Origin of the sequence: Janthinobacterium sp. 1_2014MBL_MicDiv, assembly GCF_001865675.1 — a bacterium.
Classification (GTDB): Bacteria; Pseudomonadota; Gammaproteobacteria; order Burkholderiales; family Burkholderiaceae_D; genus Janthinobacterium.
Genome location: NZ_CP011319.1, coordinates 1,123,427 through 1,142,284 on the forward strand (window position 1 = coordinate 1,123,427; position 18,858 = coordinate 1,142,284).

23 protein-coding genes are annotated in these 18,858 nt (G+C 65.0%); 2 read left to right on the forward strand and 21 right to left on the reverse strand.

What is annotated here, in order from left to right; all coding sequences use genetic code 11:
• Position 1: 1 nt before the first annotated feature.
• From YQ44_RS04945 to YQ44_RS05030, 19 genes are all read right to left on the reverse strand, one after another.
• On the reverse strand, positions 2–1,153 hold the full coding sequence (locus YQ44_RS04945) for an AAA family ATPase (RefSeq protein WP_071322436.1): 1,152 nt from the start codon (positions 1,151–1,153) through the stop codon (positions 2–4).
• Positions 1,154–1,175: 22 nt separating this feature from the next.
• Positions 1,176–1,694 carry a TadE/TadG family type IV pilus assembly protein gene (locus YQ44_RS04950; protein WP_071322437.1) on the reverse strand — a complete coding sequence of 173 codons (519 nt, stop codon included), beginning with the start codon at positions 1,692–1,694 and terminating at the stop codon, positions 1,176–1,178.
• Between the two features lie 10 nt (positions 1,695–1,704).
• Entirely contained in the window at positions 1,705–2,172 is a 468-nt protein-coding gene (locus YQ44_RS04955; RefSeq protein WP_071322438.1) for a TadE/TadG family type IV pilus assembly protein, read from the reverse strand.
• 7 nt (positions 2,173–2,179) lie between these two features.
• Positions 2,180–3,730, reverse strand: a complete 1,551-nt coding sequence (locus tag YQ44_RS04960) for a TadE/TadG family type IV pilus assembly protein (protein WP_071322439.1) — start codon at positions 3,728–3,730, stop codon at positions 2,180–2,182.
• A 62-nt stretch (positions 3,731–3,792) separates the two neighbouring features.
• A complete protein-coding gene (locus tag YQ44_RS04965; RefSeq protein WP_071322440.1) occupies positions 3,793–4,068 on the reverse strand; it encodes a hypothetical protein in 276 nt (91 codons plus the stop codon).
• A gap of 9 nt (positions 4,069–4,077) precedes the next feature.
• Positions 4,078–5,667 (reverse strand): type II and III secretion system protein family protein, encoded by a 1,590-nt coding sequence (locus YQ44_RS04970; RefSeq protein ID WP_071322441.1) that lies wholly within the window; start codon positions 5,665–5,667, stop codon positions 4,078–4,080.
• A gap of 21 nt (positions 5,668–5,688) precedes the next feature.
• Positions 5,689–6,534 (reverse strand): Flp pilus assembly protein CpaB, encoded by an 846-nt coding sequence (cpaB, locus tag YQ44_RS04975; protein ID WP_071322442.1) that lies wholly within the window; start codon positions 6,532–6,534, stop codon positions 5,689–5,691.
• The gene (locus YQ44_RS04980) at positions 6,531–7,877 is read right to left on the reverse strand and encodes an ATPase (protein ID WP_071322443.1); all 1,347 of its coding nucleotides are present in this window, start codon (positions 7,875–7,877) and stop codon (positions 6,531–6,533) included. Before YQ44_RS04980 ends, cpaB begins: the two co-directional genes overlap by 4 nt.
• Positions 7,878–7,910: 33 nt before the next feature.
• Positions 7,911–8,531 (reverse strand): methyltransferase family protein, encoded by a 621-nt coding sequence (locus YQ44_RS04985; protein ID WP_071326260.1) that lies wholly within the window; start codon positions 8,529–8,531, stop codon positions 7,911–7,913.
• 40 nt (positions 8,532–8,571) lie between these two features.
• Positions 8,572–9,159 carry a prepilin peptidase gene (locus YQ44_RS04990; RefSeq protein WP_083411651.1) on the reverse strand — a complete coding sequence of 196 codons (588 nt, stop codon included), beginning with the start codon at positions 9,157–9,159 and terminating at the stop codon, positions 8,572–8,574.
• On the reverse strand, positions 9,156–10,226 hold the full coding sequence (locus YQ44_RS04995; RefSeq protein WP_071322444.1) for a phosphatase PAP2 family protein: 1,071 nt from the start codon (positions 10,224–10,226) through the stop codon (positions 9,156–9,158). The genes YQ44_RS04990 and YQ44_RS04995 overlap by 4 nt, the downstream gene beginning before the upstream one ends.
• Complete coding sequence (locus YQ44_RS28030; protein WP_232251052.1) at positions 10,223–10,396, reverse strand: Flp family type IVb pilin; 174 nt, start codon at positions 10,394–10,396, stop codon at positions 10,223–10,225. The genes YQ44_RS04995 and YQ44_RS28030 overlap by 4 nt, the downstream gene beginning before the upstream one ends.
• Before the next feature lie 92 nt (positions 10,397–10,488).
• Positions 10,489–10,662 (reverse strand): Flp family type IVb pilin, encoded by a 174-nt coding sequence (locus YQ44_RS05000; RefSeq protein ID WP_071322445.1) that lies wholly within the window; start codon positions 10,660–10,662, stop codon positions 10,489–10,491.
• 81 nt (positions 10,663–10,743) lie between these two features.
• Positions 10,744–10,890: a hypothetical protein gene (locus YQ44_RS05005; protein ID WP_156894692.1), complete on the reverse strand. Its 147-nt coding sequence runs from the start codon at positions 10,888–10,890 to the stop codon at positions 10,744–10,746.
• A 255-nt stretch (positions 10,891–11,145) separates the two neighbouring features.
• A complete protein-coding gene (locus YQ44_RS05010) occupies positions 11,146–11,847 on the reverse strand; it encodes a response regulator (RefSeq protein ID WP_071322447.1) in 702 nt (233 codons plus the stop codon).
• Complete coding sequence (locus YQ44_RS05015) at positions 11,844–13,511, reverse strand: sensor histidine kinase (RefSeq protein ID WP_156894693.1); 1,668 nt, start codon at positions 13,509–13,511, stop codon at positions 11,844–11,846. The genes YQ44_RS05010 and YQ44_RS05015 overlap by 4 nt, the downstream gene beginning before the upstream one ends.
• Before the next feature lie 181 nt (positions 13,512–13,692).
• On the reverse strand, positions 13,693–14,664 hold the full coding sequence (locus YQ44_RS05020) for a diguanylate cyclase domain-containing protein (RefSeq protein ID WP_071326263.1): 972 nt from the start codon (positions 14,662–14,664) through the stop codon (positions 13,693–13,695).
• A gap of 5 nt (positions 14,665–14,669) precedes the next feature.
• Positions 14,670–15,296: a chemotaxis protein CheC gene (locus tag YQ44_RS05025; protein ID WP_071322448.1), complete on the reverse strand. Its 627-nt coding sequence runs from the start codon at positions 15,294–15,296 to the stop codon at positions 14,670–14,672.
• Positions 15,297–15,298: 2 nt separating this feature from the next.
• Positions 15,299–15,667, reverse strand: coding sequence for a response regulator (locus tag YQ44_RS05030; protein WP_071322449.1), 369 nt, complete (start codon positions 15,665–15,667; stop codon positions 15,299–15,301).
• A gap of 205 nt (positions 15,668–15,872) precedes the next feature.
• Between YQ44_RS05030 and rpiA the strand changes: the two genes are divergently transcribed.
• Positions 15,873–16,550 carry a ribose-5-phosphate isomerase RpiA gene (gene rpiA, locus YQ44_RS05035; protein WP_071322450.1) on the forward strand — a complete coding sequence of 226 codons (678 nt, stop codon included), beginning with the start codon at positions 15,873–15,875 and terminating at the stop codon, positions 16,548–16,550.
• A 36-nt stretch (positions 16,551–16,586) separates the two neighbouring features.
• On the opposite strand, the gene YQ44_RS05040 is transcribed toward rpiA, so the two are convergent.
• Together YQ44_RS05040 and YQ44_RS05045 are read right to left on the reverse strand one after the other, a co-directional pair.
• Positions 16,587–17,111, reverse strand: a complete 525-nt coding sequence (locus YQ44_RS05040) for a DUF6622 family protein (RefSeq protein WP_071322451.1) — start codon at positions 17,109–17,111, stop codon at positions 16,587–16,589.
• A gap of 275 nt (positions 17,112–17,386) precedes the next feature.
• Positions 17,387–17,659, reverse strand: a complete 273-nt coding sequence (locus YQ44_RS05045; RefSeq protein ID WP_034750797.1) for an oxidative damage protection protein — start codon at positions 17,657–17,659, stop codon at positions 17,387–17,389.
• A 220-nt stretch (positions 17,660–17,879) separates the two neighbouring features.
• Here YQ44_RS05045 and kdsA point away from each other — a divergent pair, with 220 nt between their 5' ends.
• Positions 17,880–18,725, forward strand: coding sequence for a 3-deoxy-8-phosphooctulonate synthase (gene kdsA / locus YQ44_RS05050; RefSeq protein ID WP_071322452.1), 846 nt, complete (start codon positions 17,880–17,882; stop codon positions 18,723–18,725).
• Positions 18,726–18,858 lie beyond the last annotated feature (133 nt).

An 18,858-nucleotide genomic window follows, 5' to 3' on the forward strand; every position in this document is an offset into this window, starting at 1 on the left:
ATCAGGCGCGCGCCAGCAGGCGTGCAACCCAGCCTGGCGCCGCTGGCGGGGTCTCGCCGGCCAGGCTGGCGGCCAGTTCCTGCAAGGCGCGCGAGACGGGATTGTGCGATGCCAGCTTGAGGATGGGCACGCCCTGGCTGACCGACGCCGCCACCGCCTCGTAATGGTTGGGAATGGACTTGTAGACGTGCTTGCCGTACGCCGCCTCGAGGTCGGCCACGCGGATGTTGTCGCTGCTGGCATAGCGGTTCAGGATCAGGCGCACCTTGTCGTCGCGGTAGCCGAGGCCGCGGAATACGTCGAGCAGGCGCTTGCCGTCGCGGACATAGGGCAAGGTGGCTTGCAGCACGGGAAAGATCAGGTCGGCCCGGTCCAGCGCGCGCACGCTGACGGCATCGAGGCCGCGTCCCACGTCGAGCACGATGTAATCGTACTGGCTGCGCGCCAGGGTCAGCAGGCGGTCGATGTGGTCGGCCTCGATGTCGGCCGCATGGGCGGGGTCGTCGGCGGCGGCCAGCACGCTGTAGGTGGGCGTGATCTGGATCATGCTGGCCGTCAGCAGCGAGGCGTCGAGGCGCACGATCTGCTGCGCCAGCTGCGACAGCGTGGTGGCGGGCTTGTGATCCGAGACGAACAGGGCGGCGTCGCCGAATTGCAGGTTCAGGTCGAGCAGCGCGACCTTGCGCTGTTCGCCGGCCGCCAGCGCATAACCGAGGTTGGCGGCGATGAAGGTGGCGCCGCTGCCGCCCTTGCACGAGACGAAGGCCAGCACCTGGCCCTTGCGCGTCACCTGTTTCTGCAGTTTGTCCTCGATGCGGCGCAGCGCCGCGCCGAGCGCCGCGTCGTCGTCGGGCGGCAGCACCTCGCGCACGCCGGCGCGCATGGCGCGCAGCAGGAACTGCGGATTTTGCAGCGGACATTGGACGATGATGGCCAGGTTCGGGTAGCGGCTGCCCAGCCGCTCCAGCAGGTCCAGCTCCTCTTCGCCCAGATGCTCCTGTTCCAGCAGCAGCAGGTCGGGCGTGGCGCCGTTGTCGAACATCTCCGGCGTGCTCGCCAGCAGCGACACGCGGTCGGCCGCGCTGCGTTCGCGCAGCAAGCGCGTCAGCCGTTTGAGCTGGGCTTCATTCTTCGAGACGATGACGATATTCACGTGGTGCTCCCGGTAATGGCGTTCAGTTGATCTGGAAACCCAGGCTTTCGGCATGCATGACCACGACCGACGAGGGCAAGGCGATATTGAGAAAACCGAACAGGCTGACCATCGGCGTATAGGTCACGTTGTCGATCGAGACGCGTACGCTGTCGATGCAGCTGGCCGTGCGCGTGTTGTCGCCGCAGGCCGACAGGTTGTCGCCCGGGTCGAGCGGCGGCACGGTCACTTCGGTGCCGGCCTTGTTCAGGTAGCGGATGCTGATGTTGGCGGCCGTGACTTCGGGCGCGGCCGGCAGGGCCGTGCCGCCGAACAGGGCCAGCGTCTTGACGGCATCGGCCTGGTCGATCCAGCGCACGACCGCCTCGCGCGCCGCGCGGCGGCTCACTTCCTGCACCGTGTTGTACAGGTACAGCAGGCGGCCGAATTCCAGTACGCCGAACAGCAGGGTGAAAAACAGCAGCGCCACCAGGGCGAATTCGACGGCGGCGGCGCCGCGCTGTCCGCGGGCCGGCACTGGCGATGAGAGGGGCGGGCGCATGGCGTTCTCCTTACAGCATGTAGCGCATGGTGGTGCGGGGCGCGAGCGGCGTGCTGTAGCTGGTGGCCGAGCCGATCACGAACGGCAGGTACTGGCCCACCGACAGCGTGTAGTTGACGATTTCGACGCGGATCGCCCCCGGCGCCGTGCCATCGGTGCAGCTGCTGTCGTTCAGGTTCTTGTCGAGGCAGCTTACGCTCACGTTGGCGCTGCTGAAGTTGTCGATGCCGGCGCTGGTGGCCGCATCGACCACCGTTTGCCTGGCGGCAGGCACGCCCTGCGAGGCGATGCTGGCCTTGGCATTGACGGACATCGTGCGGGCCGCATCGCGCGTGGCCTTGGTCAGCGCGTCGTAGTACCAGAAGGCGCGGCCGAAGCCGAAGATGCCGGCCAGCAGGGTGACCAGCAGGGCCAGCACGATGCCGAACTCGACGGCGGCGCCGCCGCGCTGGCTGGAAGAGCAGGAGTGGGTACGCATGGCCGCCTCACTTGTAAAGCTTGATTTCGGAATTGGGCACGGGTTCGATCAAGCCCGCGAACTCGACGTCGAGGCGCGCGCCGCCGCTGAAATCGGCCTTCGTCGTCATGAAGAATTTGCCGATGCCCACCGCGTCCATGGCGCCGCACGATGCCGGGCCTACGGGCGCGGTGCGGCAATCGACCAGCACCACGTTCAGGATGCGGCGGTTGCGCTGTCCGGGATGGCTGGCCGAGGGGGCCTGAAACGTGGGGCCGCTGCTCTGGTTGTAGGGCGATGGCGGTGTCCCGACGGGGAACGATGCATCGGCGCTGGCCGGGTAGGTGCCGGTGTCGAAGTAATTCGCCTTGGCCGTGCTGTACATGGGGTTGGCGTTGGCGTTCTGCACCGTGTAGGGCGTGCCGGCCTTGGCCGGGGTGGCGCCGTTGGCCTGGTAGGCCGGACCGTAGGACCACAGCACGCCGTAGCCGGCGAACTGGGCGAATGTGGCCGAAGGCGCCGGCACCGGGCCGGCGGAGGGCAGCTGGTAATTGGGTTTTTTCGCGGCATTCAGCGCCACCGACTGTACGCTGGGCAGGTTGCTGGCGCCCGGCTCCATCCAGTTGGTGGGCGGCGAGTTGGCGGCGCTGGCGACGCAGGGCGAGCTGCCCTTGCACGGATATTCCTTGATGTTGACGTCGGGCGGCGCCGTCACAGGATCGCATACGGACGCGCCGCCGTACACGTCGAAGCGCGAATTGAGGGCGGTGGCGAGCTTGGTGGCGCTCAGGCCCGTATTGGTGTAGACCTTGCCGCTGCCGCTGCTGACGACGGCGCTGCTGCCCGTGCACATGAAGGGGGCCGTCGAGTTGGCGCTCGAGTGCGAGGCGTCGCAGGCGCCGGGCGGGGCGTCGACAGGATTGATCAGGTAAGGGTCGGATGAGCCGCCCAGCGGATTGAGCCCGAACAGATTGTAGGTGACGCCGCGGCGGAAGCCGAATTCCAGCAACTCCGTCAGGCCGCTGCCGGCGGGCGCCGCCGGATACGTGTATTGCGCCGTCTTGTTGGCGGGATCGACGGCGCACACGCCGATCGGCGTGACGTCGTTGACGAAGCGGCCCGCCACCGCCACGCCCGAGGTGCTGGTGCTGGCGATGCCGGCAATGCCCATCAGATAGGTGGCGAAGGTCTTGCTGCCCGTGTCGACGCGAATGAAGGTCTGGCCTTGCGGGTTGGTGCGGGCGCTGGCGGCGGGCAACCAGGGACCGTCCGGTCCGGGGCCGAAACTGATGTTGGCGGCGGTGATGACCAGCGACGTGGAAAAGTCGTAGCGGTTTTTCAGCGCCAGGGCGATGGCCTGGGACTGCGCATTGTCGATGCCTGCCGCGCTTTCATTGAGTTCCACGGCGCCGCCCAGGGCCGCGCTGTCGGCGCCATTTTGCAGTTCCGCCTTGGCGATGTACAGGTGGCCCAGGTCCAGCACCAGGCCGCCCATGGCAAACAGGATCACCAGGGTCAGTCCGAGCACGATGGCGATCGCACCCTGTTCCCTGTCGTGCCTGCGGTATGCTGTTTTCATGTGCTTCTCCTGGTGGCCTCGGGTGTGGCGCCAACCGGCGGGCGCCGGCTAGCGGGCGCCGACTAGCGGGCGCCGACGCCGATGGTGAAGACGTTCGGCTGCGGTTCCGGCGCGGCGAACGATTTCTGGTAGCGCTGATAGGCGCTGACGCCGGCCTTGCCGTCGATGCCGCTGACGGGATTGGTATTCCGGTAGGCATCGGGATACAGGACCTGTTGCGACTTGAGCAGGGTCACCGATTCGCCGAAGTGGCTGTCGAGGACGGGCGTGGTGGTGGCGGCGCAGCCGGACAGCAGGCAGAGCAGGGCGGCGCAGGACAGGCAATGTGCGGTGTTCATGGTGTGCTCCTATTTGAGGTCGAAACCGCTGGCGGCGGGTTGGGGCGCGGTGGCTTGCGGCTGCGCCGGTGCCACCGGGGCGGGTGCCGTGCCTTCCATTTTTCCTTGCAAGAACATGTCGCCGCGCGTCGGCTGCACGTAAGGATCGGTGGGCAGCTTGTAGTCGGCCGGCAGCGGCTTGACCAGGTGCGGCGTGACGATGAACACGAGTTCCGAGCGGTCCGTCTGGAAGTCGGTGCTGCGGAACAGCGCGCCCAGCACGGGCACTTCGCCCAGGCCCGGCACGGCCTTGATATTGCTGGTCACATTGTTCTTGATCAGGCCGCCGATGGCGAAGCTTTGGCCGTCGAACAGCTGCACCGTGGTGGTGGCGCGCCGCGTCGTGAACGAGGGCAGGATGGCGGTCGTCGAGATGCCGGTGGCGGTGATGCCGATGCCGTCCTTGTTCAGGTCGGACACTTCCGGCGCCACCTTCAGGTTGATGCGGCCGCCATCGAGCACGGTGGGGGTGAATTTCACGGCCACGCCGTATTCCTTCTCTTCCAGCGTGATGGTGGGCACGCCGCCATTGTTGGTCTGGCTGACGGGAATGAAGATTTTCCCGCCCGCCAGGAAGCTGGCTTCCTGGCCGCTGATGGCCATGATGGTCGGCTCGGCCAGCACCTTGATCAGGCCATCGCGCTTCTGTGCATCGAGGTTGAAGAAGTTGTTCGAATTCGAGCCGCCCACGCCGCTGGGATTGTTGCTGAGCAGGTTGGACAGCAGCGAGTAGGTCCAGCTGCCGATATGGCGATTCAGGCCGATGCTGGCGCCCAGCTGGTCGACCAGGACCTTCGACACCTCGGCCACCTTCACTTCCAGCATCACCTGCTGCGGCGCGGCGATCGACAGCAGGTTGATCACGCGTGGCGAGCTGGCGTCGGCGCCGGCGCCCGCTGCCGGGGTTGCAGCGGCGGCGGGGGCGGCCCCGGCAGCGGGGGCGGGGGCGGACGCCGCGCCGCCGCTGCGCGCGCCGCGCTGCACATAGGCGTTTGCCAGCGACAGGGCCTGGTCGGCCTTGACGACGTCGCTGACGACGCCGGACAGGATCAGGGTGTCGCCGGCCACGGTGACATGGATATCCTTTTCATTCGGCAGCAGTTCGGCCAGGCGCGCCTGCAGGCTGCTGCTGTCGATGCCGACGGCCAGGTCGACGATGGTGGCGTCGTTGGCCTTGTTCCACAGGATCAGGTTGGTGGTGCCGACGGAGCGCCCCAGCAGGTACACCTCGGTCGGGTTGAGCAGGATGACATCGGCGATGCGCGGGTCGCCGACGGACATGCGGGAAGCGGCAAACGGCAGGCGCATCAGGGTGGACTTGCCTTCGGCCAGGTGCATCTGCGGCGCCATTTCCGTGCGGCCGGCGCGCATCTCGCCTTGCGGCGGCGTGGACCTGGGGCGTGCCGCGGCGCGGCTGGTCCTGGGCGTGGCCGCTTCGGCGGCAACGGCGGTGGCGGCGACTGTTTCGCCGCGGGCCTGGGGCGCCAGGGCGCCGATCATGGCGAGGGCAAGCGCCAGGCTGAGTATCCGGCTTTCGCTTGCTGTGCAATATGTGCTCATGGCATGGCTCCTCTGGTGCGTTTAGAATTGTTGGGTGCTGCGGTCCAGCCCCTTGATGACATCGATGCGCGTGCCCTGCTGCGGCGCCGCGGCTGGTACGCGGCGGCGTGGCGCCGGTTTGCTTTGCACCATGGCGGCGGGGGCCGCGGCGGCGACTTTTTCATCCAGCAGGCTGCTCTTGGTCGCGCCTTCCGTGTTGACGGGCTTGTCCTCGACCTGGTTGCGCAGCACCAGCGACAGGGTGCCCACGCTGCGCGCCAGGTCGAGTTTTTCCGCCTGGTCCGGCGTCAGTTCCAGGGTCACGGCGTTGACCACCTTGGGCTTGGTGTCGTCGCGGTTCGACTCCTGGGCGATGGCCAGCACGAGGATGCGTTCGAGCACGATCTTGGAAATATTCGGGTCGCGGTCGGGCGTCTTGCGCGCTCCCTCGCCCTGTGTGTTGACGAGGATGTCGACGAAGTTGCCGGGCAGGGCGAAGCCGGCCACGCCCACCACGTCGTTGACGCGCACGGTCATGGCGCGCTTGCCTTCGGCGACGACGGCGGACAGGCCGCCCTGCGTGCCCGGAGGCGCCAGCTTGCCTTCCATGATCGGTTCGCCGTGCTGGATGCTGGTGCGCGTGACGCGCGTTTCCAGCAGTTTCGGATCGTTGATGGCGCCCGGCGGCAGCGCGTTCGACGGCCAGTCCACCATGCGCACCATGTCGGGCGTGAGGCGCGCGCCCAGGCTGATGTCGACCTGGGCCACCGCCACCTTGTTGATGTTGCCCGAAGCTTGGGCATTGATCCAGCGCGCGGCCACGATGACCGCGGCGATCGCCAGGATGACCGCAATGGCCATCATCGTCAGAGCGCGTGCGTTTCTCATTTTGCTTCCCCTTTGTGCTGGACCGTTGCGGATCCGGTGTGTGTGCTTGCAAGGTTGTCGTCGCTGCCGAAATAGTTATTCCATGCCCACTGCAGCACCTCGGGATCGAGTTGCACCGCGCAGTCTTCATAGCGGGCCTTGTCGCAGATCTGCGCCAGGATGTCGCGCGGATAGCAGGCCAGCAGCGGCCGCTGGTACAGCTGGTGCAGGTGCAGCAGGCAGGCGTAGGAGGCTTCGTCGAAATTGATGCCCAGCTGCGCGCAGGTGCTGCGGAACACGGCCAGGTAGTGGTAGGCGCTCAGCGGGCCGACGTGGATCTTGTAGCCGATGCGGCGCAGGAAGGAGTCGTCGGCCAGGTGCCGCGGCGCCAGGTTCGATGAAAACACGACGATCACGTCGAAGGGCACGGGGAATTTGTAGCCCGTATGCAGCGACAGATAATCGATGTGGCGCGCCATCGGCACGATCCAGCGGTTCATCAGTTCCTCGGGCGAGCAGCGCTGGCGGCCCAGGTCGTCGATGATGAAGATGCCGTTGTTGGCCTTCAGGTGCAGCGGTGCCTGGTACAGGCGGGCGCCCGGATCGAATTGCAGGTCCAGCATGTCGAGCGTCAGTTCGCCGCCAGTCAGCACGGCGGGACGCTGCGCGCGCACCCAGCGCGGATCTGCCGGCATGGGAGCCGTGCTGGAGACGGTGTGCAGCATGGGGTCGAGGAAGGGCAGCACTTCGCCATCGACCATCACCGCATGCGGCAGGGCGACGGTGCCGCTGAGCAGTCCATTCAGGCGCTCGGCCAGGTAGCTCTTGCCGCTGCCGGCGGGACCATGAAAGAACAGGGCCCGTCCGGAATTCATGGCCGCGCCCAGCTGGTCGAGTACCGCCGTGCTGGCCACCACTTCGCGAAATTCGCGCATCACGTTGTCGCGCGTGACATGCATGTGCGCCACGCTTTGCGCCAGCACCTGGTTGCTGTAGTCGGCCAGGTTGACGGGAGCCGGGCCGCTGTAGGCATTGCGGCGCAGGTAGTCGGCGGCGCGCAGGCGCCCCTGGTCGCCCAGCTGGTAGGACAGGTCGGCGTCGGTGCCGCTGCTGCCGTCGCGGCGCGCTTCGCACAGCTTTTCGGCGCGCATGAACGTCAGCAGGGGTTCGAGCACGCTGGCGTTCAGTTTGACGTGGCTGGCCAGTGCGGGCAAGGTGACCTGGCCGCGCAGGAACAGGATCTTCACCAGCAGCTCGACGAGGAAAACGAAGGGCAGTCCCGTCTCGGCGACGCTGCGCGGCGCGCGCTTCGCGGCCGGCTCGATGCCGCCGCCGTCGCTGCGTTCTGGATAGGTATCAGGCATGGTCTGTACTCCTCGTGTGGCGCGGTACGGATGTCAGAAGATGAAAGGCAGCAGCCGGTATTTCACTTGCCGCATGTAGACGCGGTAGCGCACGTCGGTTGCCAGGAAGCGTTCTTCGCGCAGCAGGCGCGCCACCAGCATCAGCATGGCCGCGGCGTACACGACGGCATTCGCGGGCGATGCATTGGTCAGCAGGTAGGCGCTCGACGAGAGCACATAGCTGGCATAGACCGGGTGGCGCACCACGCGGTACATGCCGCCCGTCTTGATGTCGCGCCGCGCTGCCACCAGGCCGAAGCTGCGGTTCAGCGAGAGCAGGCCGGCAATCTGCAGCAGGCTGCCGGTGGCGAGCAGGTATTGCGCCGCCGGCCAGATGGTCATGTCGGACGGCGCGAAGAAAAAAGGTGCAAAGGTGGCGCCGATGGCCAGCAGCCAGTCGCCCGCGTCGGTGGAGACGCTGACGGGGGCCGAGCGCACGAGAAAGAAGAGGGCGGCCAGCGTTTCGGCGGCGCAGAACAGCAGATAGCTCCAGTCGCCGTCATGCAGGAAGGCGAAGACGTGGGCGCTGGCGAACATGCCCCACAGGCAGGCCATGGCGATGCCGGTGAGCAGGCTGGCGCGCCGCGAGCCGAAGAAGTGAGCGAGGGTGTGCATGATCGTGTCCGTGGTGGGTGGGTGGCCGGAGCAGCGCATGTCAGCGCAGGCTCCACAGGTGCGTGTAGTGCAGGAACAGCTGCAGCAGGGTGCCGCTGGCGATGGCGAAGGCGTAGGCCAGCTTGCCGGTGGCCGGCGGTGGCTCGGCGATGGTGGCGGGGCCGCCCGCCAGGCTGTGCAGCAGCGCGCCCAGCAGCATGTGGTAGGTGTTCTTCAGCACCAGGCGCAGGCGCTGGCCTGCCAGCGCCGCGGCCAGGGCCAGCACGCCGCCGGCCAGGAAGGTCAGCAGCGCCGCTTCCAGGACCGCGTCGGGACCGAGGAAGGCGCCGCACATGGCCATCAGCTTGACGTCGCCGGCGCCCAGGGCGCGCAGCAGGTACATGGGCAGCAGCAGCGCCAGGCCGGCCGCGGCGCCGGCCAGCGCCTGCAGCAGGCCCAGGCCGCCGAACGGTTCGTCGAACAGGCCGGCGCCGGACGGCACGAAGCTGTTTAGGACCAGGCCAGCGAGCGTGCCCCACAGGACCAGCTGGTTGGGGATGCGCCGCGTGCGCAAGTCGTGCCACAGCGCGATGGCCAGCAGTCCGGCCAGCATGGCCAGGCACAGCAGCATGGGCAGGTGGGCGCTCATGACGTCAGCCCTCCCTTGGCGATGCAGGGCGCACCGGCCAGCGGCATGCCGGAGCGCATGGCGCGGGCACCCAGTGCCCGGCCGACCGCATGCCACATCAGCGCCGCGCCTGCCGCACCTGCATAACCGTCGAGCGCATAGTGCCAGCCCAGGTGGATGGAGCCGAGCAGGATCAGCACGGCGAAGGCGGAGAGGGCGATGCCGGCGATGCGGCTGACTTTCCAGCCCATCATGGCCATCAGGACGGCGGTGGCGACATGCATGCTGGGCATGGCTGAAATACCCAGTTCGCTATTGCTGCCCTTGCTCTGATAGCCTTGCCACAGCATTTCCTGCACCTGCAGGGCCCAGATGGGCACGTGCTGGTTGGCGTCATGCAGGTAGGCCATCAGGGGCGCATAGGGGTCGCTGGCGTGCAGGTGGCCGTAGTAGCAGGGGCCGACGGAGGCGAACACGATGGCCATGATGCTGCCCAGGGCGATCCAGGTCAGCGTAAAACTGAGCAGGAACTGCATGCGCAGCACGGGCCGGCGGGTATCGAGGATCAGCCAGTACAGGACGGCATAGAAAAGGAAGAACCAGAAATGGTAGCTGACGTTGAGCAGGCCCGTCACCAGCGGATGGCCCAGTAGCGGCTGCAGCCGTTCCCACGGCGCCTTGCCGCCATGCACGGCGATATCCCAGGCCGACAGGGTGGTATCCCAGGTATAGGGGTGCAGGCGCGGGATGGCAGCCTTGAAGACGGTAAAGCTGGAGGCGAACAGGGGGATGAGCAGCATCACGGGCAGCGCATGCAGCAGGCGCTCCCTGCTCAGGTAACGGCGCAGGTCCTGGTACAGGAAGTGGCACAGGCGTTCGGGGCGTTTCATCACCATGACATGGATGGTGTAGCCGCACAGCACGAAGACGGGACCGGTGAGGGTGGCGACGAGAAAGCCGGCCAGCACGTTGACGACATCCCTGGCGCTGGGCAGGCCGCCGGCCAGCATGGCGGCGGCAGCGGCGTACAGCAGCACGATCAGCAGCAGGGCGCGATGGGTGCGCAGCGAGGCGCGCAGGGCGTTCATGACAGGGCCAGGACCACTTGGTCCTTGACGAAGACAAACAGCAGCCTGACCTGGTCGCCCAGCAGGCCGATGGTGATCACCAGCACTGCCGCCAGCAGGCCGGCCAGCAGCGCGTATTCGATCGCGGTGACTGCCGACTCGTCAGATAAACGGGAGAGGAGAGATTTCACGATGGACCTCGCAATGCGTGCTCTGGATTGGCGTGCTTGGGGGAGCGTCAGGATGTCCGGGCCGGCGCCATGCCAGCCCGGACGATGCCGCATCAGCCATTGGCGGTGGTGAGCTTGGTGCCGATGGTGCTGAAGGTCTTTTTCAGCTGCGTGCCGACGATGGTGATGGCGGCAATGATCACGACGGCAATCAGGGCGGCGATCAGGCCGTATTCGATTGCGGTCACGCCATCTTCTTCGCGGATAAAGTTCTTGATGAGGTTCATGACAACTCCTGGTAGTGGTTGAAGTACTGCGGTGGATGAAACGGCATTGCTGCATGGCTTGGCTGCGTCACGGTGAAACTCTTACGGGCTTTCTCCCAGTGCCAATAGTCCGATGATGCAAACGACGGCCATCAGTGCTGCCACCAGGGCGTAGCGGTAGAACGCCGCTCTTTGCTTGCTCTGCAAATACGTAACCAGGGCAGCAGGAAGAAACTTGTCTAAGCGCATGCTGTGCTCCGTGTCGTGGTGGCCGCGGCGTGTAATCTGCACTTCGGTAGTTCCACTATAGAAGTGGGCAGCTTGATCTACATCAGAAGAACCTCCTTTTTCTACCGGGAGGATTTGCCTGTTTTTTCGGGACAATTGTCATGCTCGAGTTCGGCGCGCACGGCGGCGGCCATGCGTGCGCGATGGCAGGGAGGGGCGGGAGGGGACGTGCTGGAGCAGGCGGTGGCCGCGTGGCCGCGTGGCCGGATTACGGCATCAGGCGCGCGACGGCAGTTCGCCCAGCTGGTGCTTGGTGGCGTAGGCGTACAGTTCCAGGCGGTTGTACACGCCCAGCTTGCGGTAGATGGAGGTCAGGTGGTTGCGCAGGGTATGCTCTGAAATGAACAGCTGGTCGGCCAGCAGCTTGGCGGGCGTGCCGCTGCCGTGCACGAGGGCGGCGATGATTTTTCTTTCCTTTAAGGTCAGGCTGGCCACGGCGGCGGCCTGCGCCGAGCCGCCGCCCGGTTGCGTCAGCTGTGTCAGCATGCGGCCCAGCATCGCGTGTTCCAGCCACAGTTCGCCGTGGTAGACCTTTTCGATGGCTTTCAGCACCATCTCGGCCGGCGCGTCCTTGCTGATGATGCCGCGCGCACCCTTCAGGATGGCCTGGTCCAGGACGGCCTGGTCGTGGCTGGCCGTCAGCACGAGGATGCGCGTGCTGCCCCGCTGCACCAGCGCCGGCAGGATGGCCAGCGAGCTGACGCCGCCCAGGTCCAGGTCCAGCACGATGACGTCCGGTTCCAGCGCCGCCGCCTGCGCCAGCGCTTCGCCGCTGTCCGATGCCGTGGCGATGACGCGCATGCCCGAATGTTCGCCGCCGATCAGCCGTTCCAGGCCCCACAGCATGGTCTTGTGGTCATCGACGAGCAGGACGCGGATGGCCGCGCTGCTGCTTGGCTGGTGCTGGAGGGAGTTCATATGGGGATCTCGATCTGTACGGAGGTGTTGCCCAGCGTGCTGTGGGTGACGCGGGCCGCGCCGCCCAGGGCGGCGGCCCGTTCGGCCAGCGAGTCGGGCAGAAAATCGGGAACATGCGCGGCCGCGCATTCGTTGTCTATGCTGATATGCAGGGCGCCCTGCACGCAGGTCAGCTTGACGGCGCCATGCCGCGCCGACGTATGCTTGCGGATATTGCTCATGCCCTCGTTGACGATCTGGAACACTTCCGCCGCCAGCCGGTCATTGATATGCAGGTCGCCCTCGATCTGCACGGCGATGTCGATGCCGTAGAATTCGCGGATCTGCGTTGCCTGGCGCCGCAGGGCCACCAGCAGTTCCGGCTCGCTTTGCACCTGGCCGTTCTTGAAGGTGCGCGCATAGCTGCGCAGGTCGGTGATCACCTGGCCCGACATGATGATCAGCTTGTCCAGCTCGGGCAGCAGCGGGTTGCCCGGGGTGGCTTCGTTGCGCAGGGCGGCCAGGCCGTGGCGCAGGCCGATATACGGCTGGATGGCCGTGTCGTGCAAGTCGCGCGCCATCTTTTCGCGCTCGCGCGAGGCCGCCTGCGAGGCGAGCCGGTCCAGCAGCTCGATGTTTTCAATCACGGGAAACGCTTGCGCGCCAATATGGCTGAGGAACAGGGCGTCAGTCTTGCTCAGGCTGGTCGCCGAGACGATGTACAGCCGGCCTTTGCCGTTACGCAAGGGGAGCGGGGCGCTGATGAAGGCATGCGCTTCGAGCAGTTCTGCCAGGCTGGCGCCGGCCGCATCGTCATGCCGGAGCCAGCGCCCATTGTCCATGTTGAGCATGCGCGCGCCGCCCAGCCAGGGCAGCCATGGACCCGGCGGCTGGTTGTACAGCACGATCTTGTCGGGAGGGAAGGCGAGCAGGGGACTGGCCGCGTCGTCGCTGAGCAGGGAGCTGGTGTGGATCACGCCCGCCTCCGTATGGATGACGCTGCGCAGCGACCAGACCCGCGTGCCCTTGTCCTGCATGATCAGCAGGCAGCTGCGGGCCTTGAAGTAGCTGCGTGTTTTTTCCAGCACCGAGGTGATGGTCTGGTCGACGCCGAAGCGGGGATTGGACAGCTGGCTGACATCGCGCAGCAGGGCCAGGTGGCCGCGCTGGGTGATGGCCGAGCCGCCCCAGTAGGCGATCATGTAGCCGAGCGCCAGCAGGAAGGTGGTGCGCAACAGCAAGCGCGACAGTTCCGCATCCGTTTCGCCGAACAGCGCCGTGGCGGCGAACAGGCCGGCCGAAGCGAGCGTGACGCGGGCGCCTTCCTCGAAACCGCGCTGGAACGACGAAATCAGGATGGCAAAGAAGAAAAACAGGAAGAATAGATTGTTGTGGCTGCTGGTGGAAAACACGATCAGCGCATACCAGGCCACGTCCAGCCAGTACAGCAATATGTCTTGCGGCAAGCTGATGCCGGCCACGGCCAGCACGTATAACAGCAGGCTGTGCATGGTGTAGGCGGAAAAGATCAGCCAGGTGATACGGGTCAGCTTGCCGGCGCTTTCAGGATCGACGAAGAGGGTCAGCAAGGTGGCGCTCGACAACAGCAGGCGCATGCCATTCACCATGGTCGTATCCATGCCGGCACCCGGCAAACCGGATTTGAGGGGAGGATCGAGGTTCACAAGCACTCCTGGCGGTATCCCGCATGGAACGGGCCATGCGCATGGATCGATACCACAGATAAATTCTTGTTGTTTTTGCTGCAATCAGGGACGAGTCTACGCATCCGCCGTAAAGATGTCTACAGGAATTATGCGTGGCGGCGTTGGCCGCGCGCGACAGTCCCTGCGCTGGCCCGCGGGATCAGGGGGGCTGCACCATCACGCGGTTGCGGCCGGCGCGTTTGGCCAGGTACAGGGCGCGGTCGGCGGCGCCGATGAGGGCGGAAATTTCCAGTGCCTGGTGCGCGTGCTGCGTGGCGATGCCGATGCTGACCGTGATGTGCTTGACGTCATTGCCTGTCTTGGCATGGGGAATGCGCAAGTCGGCCGCGCGCTGGCGGATCGCCTCGGCCAGCTGCAGCGCCTGTTCGTCATCCGTGTCGGGCAGGATGGCGGCAAATTCTTCGCCGCCATAGCGCGCCAGCAAGTCGGTGGGGCGCTGCAGCATGGCGGCCAGTTCCGCCGCCACGTGGATCAGGCAGCCATCGCCCTGCTGGTGGCCATAGTGGTCGTTGTAGTCCTTGAAATGGTCGATATCGATCATCAGCAGCGACAGCGGACTGTCGGTGCGCATGGCGCGCCGCATTTCCTTCTCGATGGCCACGTCGAAGTGGCGGCGGTTGGCGATGCCCGTCAAGCCGTCGGAAAAGGTTTGCGAGCGCAAGACCATGGTCTGTTCGCGCAGCAGCTTTTCGCGGCCGACGGCAATGGTGACATCATTGATCTGGATCAGGCAATGGCGTGGCGAACCGGGTAAATTGATCGGTGTGACGGCGATGGCTTGCTGCATGCGTTCCTGGCCTTCGGCACAGCCCGTGTTCGCGCCATGCGTGTACAGCGCAAACGGCGCCTTGTGCAAGGTTTGCGACAGCAGCGACTGGAAATTGTCGCGCAGGGCCTGGATGATGGCCGAGTCGATGCGCTTGTGGCGCAGCTCGGGGAAGACGGCGAAGAAATCCTGGCCCAGCACCATCTCGGGCTGCCAGGCGGAGTGGCGCGCCATCCAGCGGTTCCATAGCACGATGCGGTGCTGCTCATCGAGCACGATGGCGCCCAGGTTGACGGCGCCAAGTATGCTTTCGAGCAGGGCGAGTCGATGTAATGCATCCGGCATGATCTTCACGCCTGTCCCAGGACCTTGGCCAGATAGCGGCTGACCTGCTGTTTCAGGTCGTGCAAGGCGGACAGGTCGAGTACAAACGCGACGTAACCGTGGATCTGGTGCTTGGACAGCACGAAATCGATATGCAGCATCAGCACGACGGCGTCGTCGTCCTGGCCGCCGAACGAGGACAGGATTTCCGCGCTGGTGCCCACGTGGTACAGCGGCAGCGAGCCATGCAGTTCGCTGTCGAACAGGTTGGCCAGGGTGCCCACGCAGGAATTGAGGATGATGTTGCCGATTTCACTCATCGCTTCCTGTTCCATCTCCGTCAGTTCCTGCAGCGGCATGGCGTCGCCCACCATCAGGCGCACGATTTCCAGGCTCTTGTCTTCAGGAAACATCAAGATGGCTTCGGTGGCAAACGCGCCGTCGTAGTGCTGGCTGACGCCGCAGATGCGTTCGCCGTCCTTCTTGCTGCCGAGTAGGGCAGCCGCATCGGCGCGGTTCAGGAAGGTGATCGACGGAACCGACATGGTGACTTCTTCATTCACGATCTCGCTCATCGCGGCGGCGGCGTGGCCCACCCCGATGTTGAATATCTCTACCAGGGCATCGTTTTCCAGTTCGGAGAGATTGACCATGCTCACAGTCCCAGTGAATCGATCAGCTGATGAATGCGGGTTTCCGTGATCGGTTTTTCCATGAAGCCGACGCCCAGTTCGCTGGCGCGGTTGCGGATGGCGTTTTGCACGTTGGCCGTGACGAGGATGATGGGCGTGTGCGGGCACAGCGCGCGCAATTGTTCGGCCGCCGCCACGCCGCCCATGCCGGGCATGTTGACATCCAGTAGTATCAGCACAGGGCTGGCGGTCTTGACTTTTTCCAGGGCTTCTTCACCCGTCGCCGCCTCGATCACTTGCCAATCGGCATGTTTGCTGAGGATGAACTGGTGCGACATCAAACGTGAAACCCGGCTGTCATCGACAACAAGTACCTGTTTACTGTGAGTCATTTGCTATTCCTGAAACGTCATGTGTGTCAATAGTCGCATTTTCGCATATTTTAACGGGCATACGGAGTAATTGGCCAATCCATTGCCCTTGAGCAAAATTCATGGCGCCATCGTGGAACAAATGCCACGGCCGGTGTTCAAGGGCCGCTTGCGGGGCTAACGATCCGTTAAAATAGCGCCATTCCCCACTTCAGCCTTTTTTGCCATGACCCAAGACGAATTGAAACAAGCCGTAGCCCGCGCCGCCATTAATTATGTGGTGGACGGTGAAATCATCGGTGTCGGTACCGGTTCCACCGCGAACTTTTTCATCGATGAGCTGGCCAAGATCAAGGACCGCATCAAAGGGACGGTCGCATCGTCGGAAGCGACGGCTGCCCGCCTGGCCGGCCATGGCATCCCCGTCTTCAGCCTGAATGACGTCGAGTCGATCGCCGTCTATATCGATGGCGCCGACGAGATCACGGCCAGCGGCGCCATGATCAAGGGCGGCGGCGCGGCCTTGACGCGCGAAAAGATCGTTGCCTCCGTGTCGAAACAGTTCGTCTGCATCGCCGACGGCTCCAAGCTGGTCGAGACCCTGGGCGCCTTCCCGCTGCCGGTGGAAGTGGTGCCGATGGCGCGCGCCGCCGTGTCGCGCCAGCTGGCCGCGCTGGGCGGCACGCCCCGTTTGCGCCTGAAGGCGGGCAGCGATGACGCTTTCATCACCGACAACGGCGGCGAGATCATCGACGTGCTGGGCTTGCAGATCGCCGACCCGGTGGCGCTGGAGCAGCAGATCAACCAGATCGTCGGCGTCATCGCCGTCGGCCTGTTCGCCGCGCGCGGCGCGAATGTCTGCCTGCTGGGCATGCCGGAAGGCGTGCGTACGCTGAGCTACTAAGACGATAGCCGGCCTTCGCCGGCAGTCGCATCTGTATTAAACGGCGGCCCCTTGCGGGCCGCTTGTCATGTGCGCCTGGCGATACACGGCCACGGTGCGCAGCAAGCCGCCCAGGAAGATGCCGCTGAAGCAGCCGTACGCGGCGCAGACGGGCAGCACGAAGCCCGGCGCGTGGGCATAAGCAGGTACGATGGCGAGGGTCACGGCCACCGCATATTTCATGCAGAAGATGCTCATCATCAAGGCCATCGGCAACCAGCTGCCGGGGCGCCGCACGCTGCCGCGTTCGCAGATGACGACGATATGGCGCGTATCGGTCAGCGTCCAGGCCAGCGCCGCGCCCGTCACGGCTCCTGCCATCCAGGCGAATGGCGCCAGGCCGGCGAAGCCGAAACTGCCGTACACGCCGCTCAGGGACAGGGCCAGCATGACCAGGGGAATGATGCACAGCTTGCGCAAGCTCACTTCGCGCGCGCGGCTGGCCAGCACGCCCCGGTACACGAGAAAGCCCAGGATGGCCCAGACGTAGAGGGGAGTGTGGCTGAAGATTTGTTGCAACATGGTGTCCGCCTTGAAGTGAGGTTGTCGATGGACGTACTGTGCCTGCCGGCGGCGCGGGCGGCGAGCGGTGTGCGACGAAACGGGGAAGGTCTGCCGTGAAAGGGATTCAGGCGGCGTGAAACGGGAAGGGGATAGAGGCGACGCCGGGCTAAAAAGATTGAACGGTGCCGGTACCTCTTGACACCGTGGCGGGCAAGCGCCATATCGGGCCACGTAGCGGCGCTGACCATCGGGTACAGCGCGCAACGGAGGCCCGAGAAGGCGCTGCGCCGTGCTTACTCGGTTGGGGGCACGTAACCCATGGCCGCATCGGCGCCATCGCCGAAGAAATGCTTTTCCATCTGCGTGGCCAGGTATTTGCGGGCGCGCGCGTCGGCCAGGTTCAAACGGTTTTCATTGACCAGCATGGTCTGGTGCTTGAGCCAGGCGGCCCATGCTTCTTTCGACACGGATTCGTAAATTTTCTTGCCCAGTTCGCCCGGGTACGGCGGGAAGTCCAGTCCTTCGGCTTCCTTGTTGAGTTTGATGCAGTGGATCGTGCGGGCCATCTGTGCTCCTGAATCAGTGTAGAGATAAAGCGTGATTATAAGGCACTTTGCGCGTCCCCTCGCGGGGCCGTCGCGGCCTGGCGACACGCCGTCTGCCGCGCCCTTGCGCTGGATCAAATTTGATCTGCGCCGTCCTAGCTAGTAAGATGCCTTATCGCGCCAGTCGCTGGCTGCGCCCCTTCACAGTAAATAGTAACAATTAACCAATATGGAATCCCCTATGGCCTCAGTGAAAGTCAATGGCATCGATGTCAGCAATGAAGGCAGCTTCGTGCTGTTTGGCGGCATCAACGTGCTCGAATCGCGCGATCTCGCCATGCGCGCCTGCGAAGAATATGTGCGCGTCACGCAAAAACTGGGTATTCCATATGTGTTCAAGGCCAGTTTCGACAAGGCCAACCGCTCGTCCATCCATTCCTACCGCGGCCCGGGCCTGGAAGAAGGCATGCGCATCTTCCAGGACGTGAAGGCTGCCTTCGGCGTGCCCGTGATTACCGACGTGCATGAGCCATGGCAGGCGCAGCAGGTGGCCGAAGTGGTCGACGTGCTGCAATTGCCGGCCTTCCTGGCGCGCCAGACGGACCTCGTCGTGGCCCTGGCGAAAACGGGCAAAGTGATCAACATCAAGAAGCCGCAATTCCTCAGCCCTGGCCAGATGGCCAACATCGTCGAGAAATTCAAGGAAGCGGGCAACGATCAATTGATCCTGTGCGACCGCGGCACTTGCCTCGGCTATGACAACCTGGTGGTCGACATGCTGGGCTTTGGCGTCATGAAGAAGACGTGCGACGACCTGCCCATCATCTTCGACGTCACGCACGCGCTGCAGCAGCGCGATCCCGGTGGCGCCGCTTCGGGCGGCCGCCGCCAGCAAGTGGCGGACCTGGCGCGCGCCGGCCTGGCCGTCGGCATCGCCGGCCTGTTCCTGGAAGCCCATCCGGACCCGGACAACGCCCGCTGCGACGGCCCCAGCGCCCTGCCGCTGGACCAGCTGGAACCGTTCCTGGCGCAATTGAAGGCGCTCGACGACCTGGTCAAGTCGTTTGCGCCGCTGAATATCAAGTAATGGTCTTTGAGTAAAGAAAAAGCCCGGCATGCCGGGCTTTTTTTATGGCATGGAACAAAATGGCCAGGCCGGGCGCGTTGCCGGGGACAGTACGAATGCGGCGAGGCAAGGTCGCAACGCCCTGGACCTATTA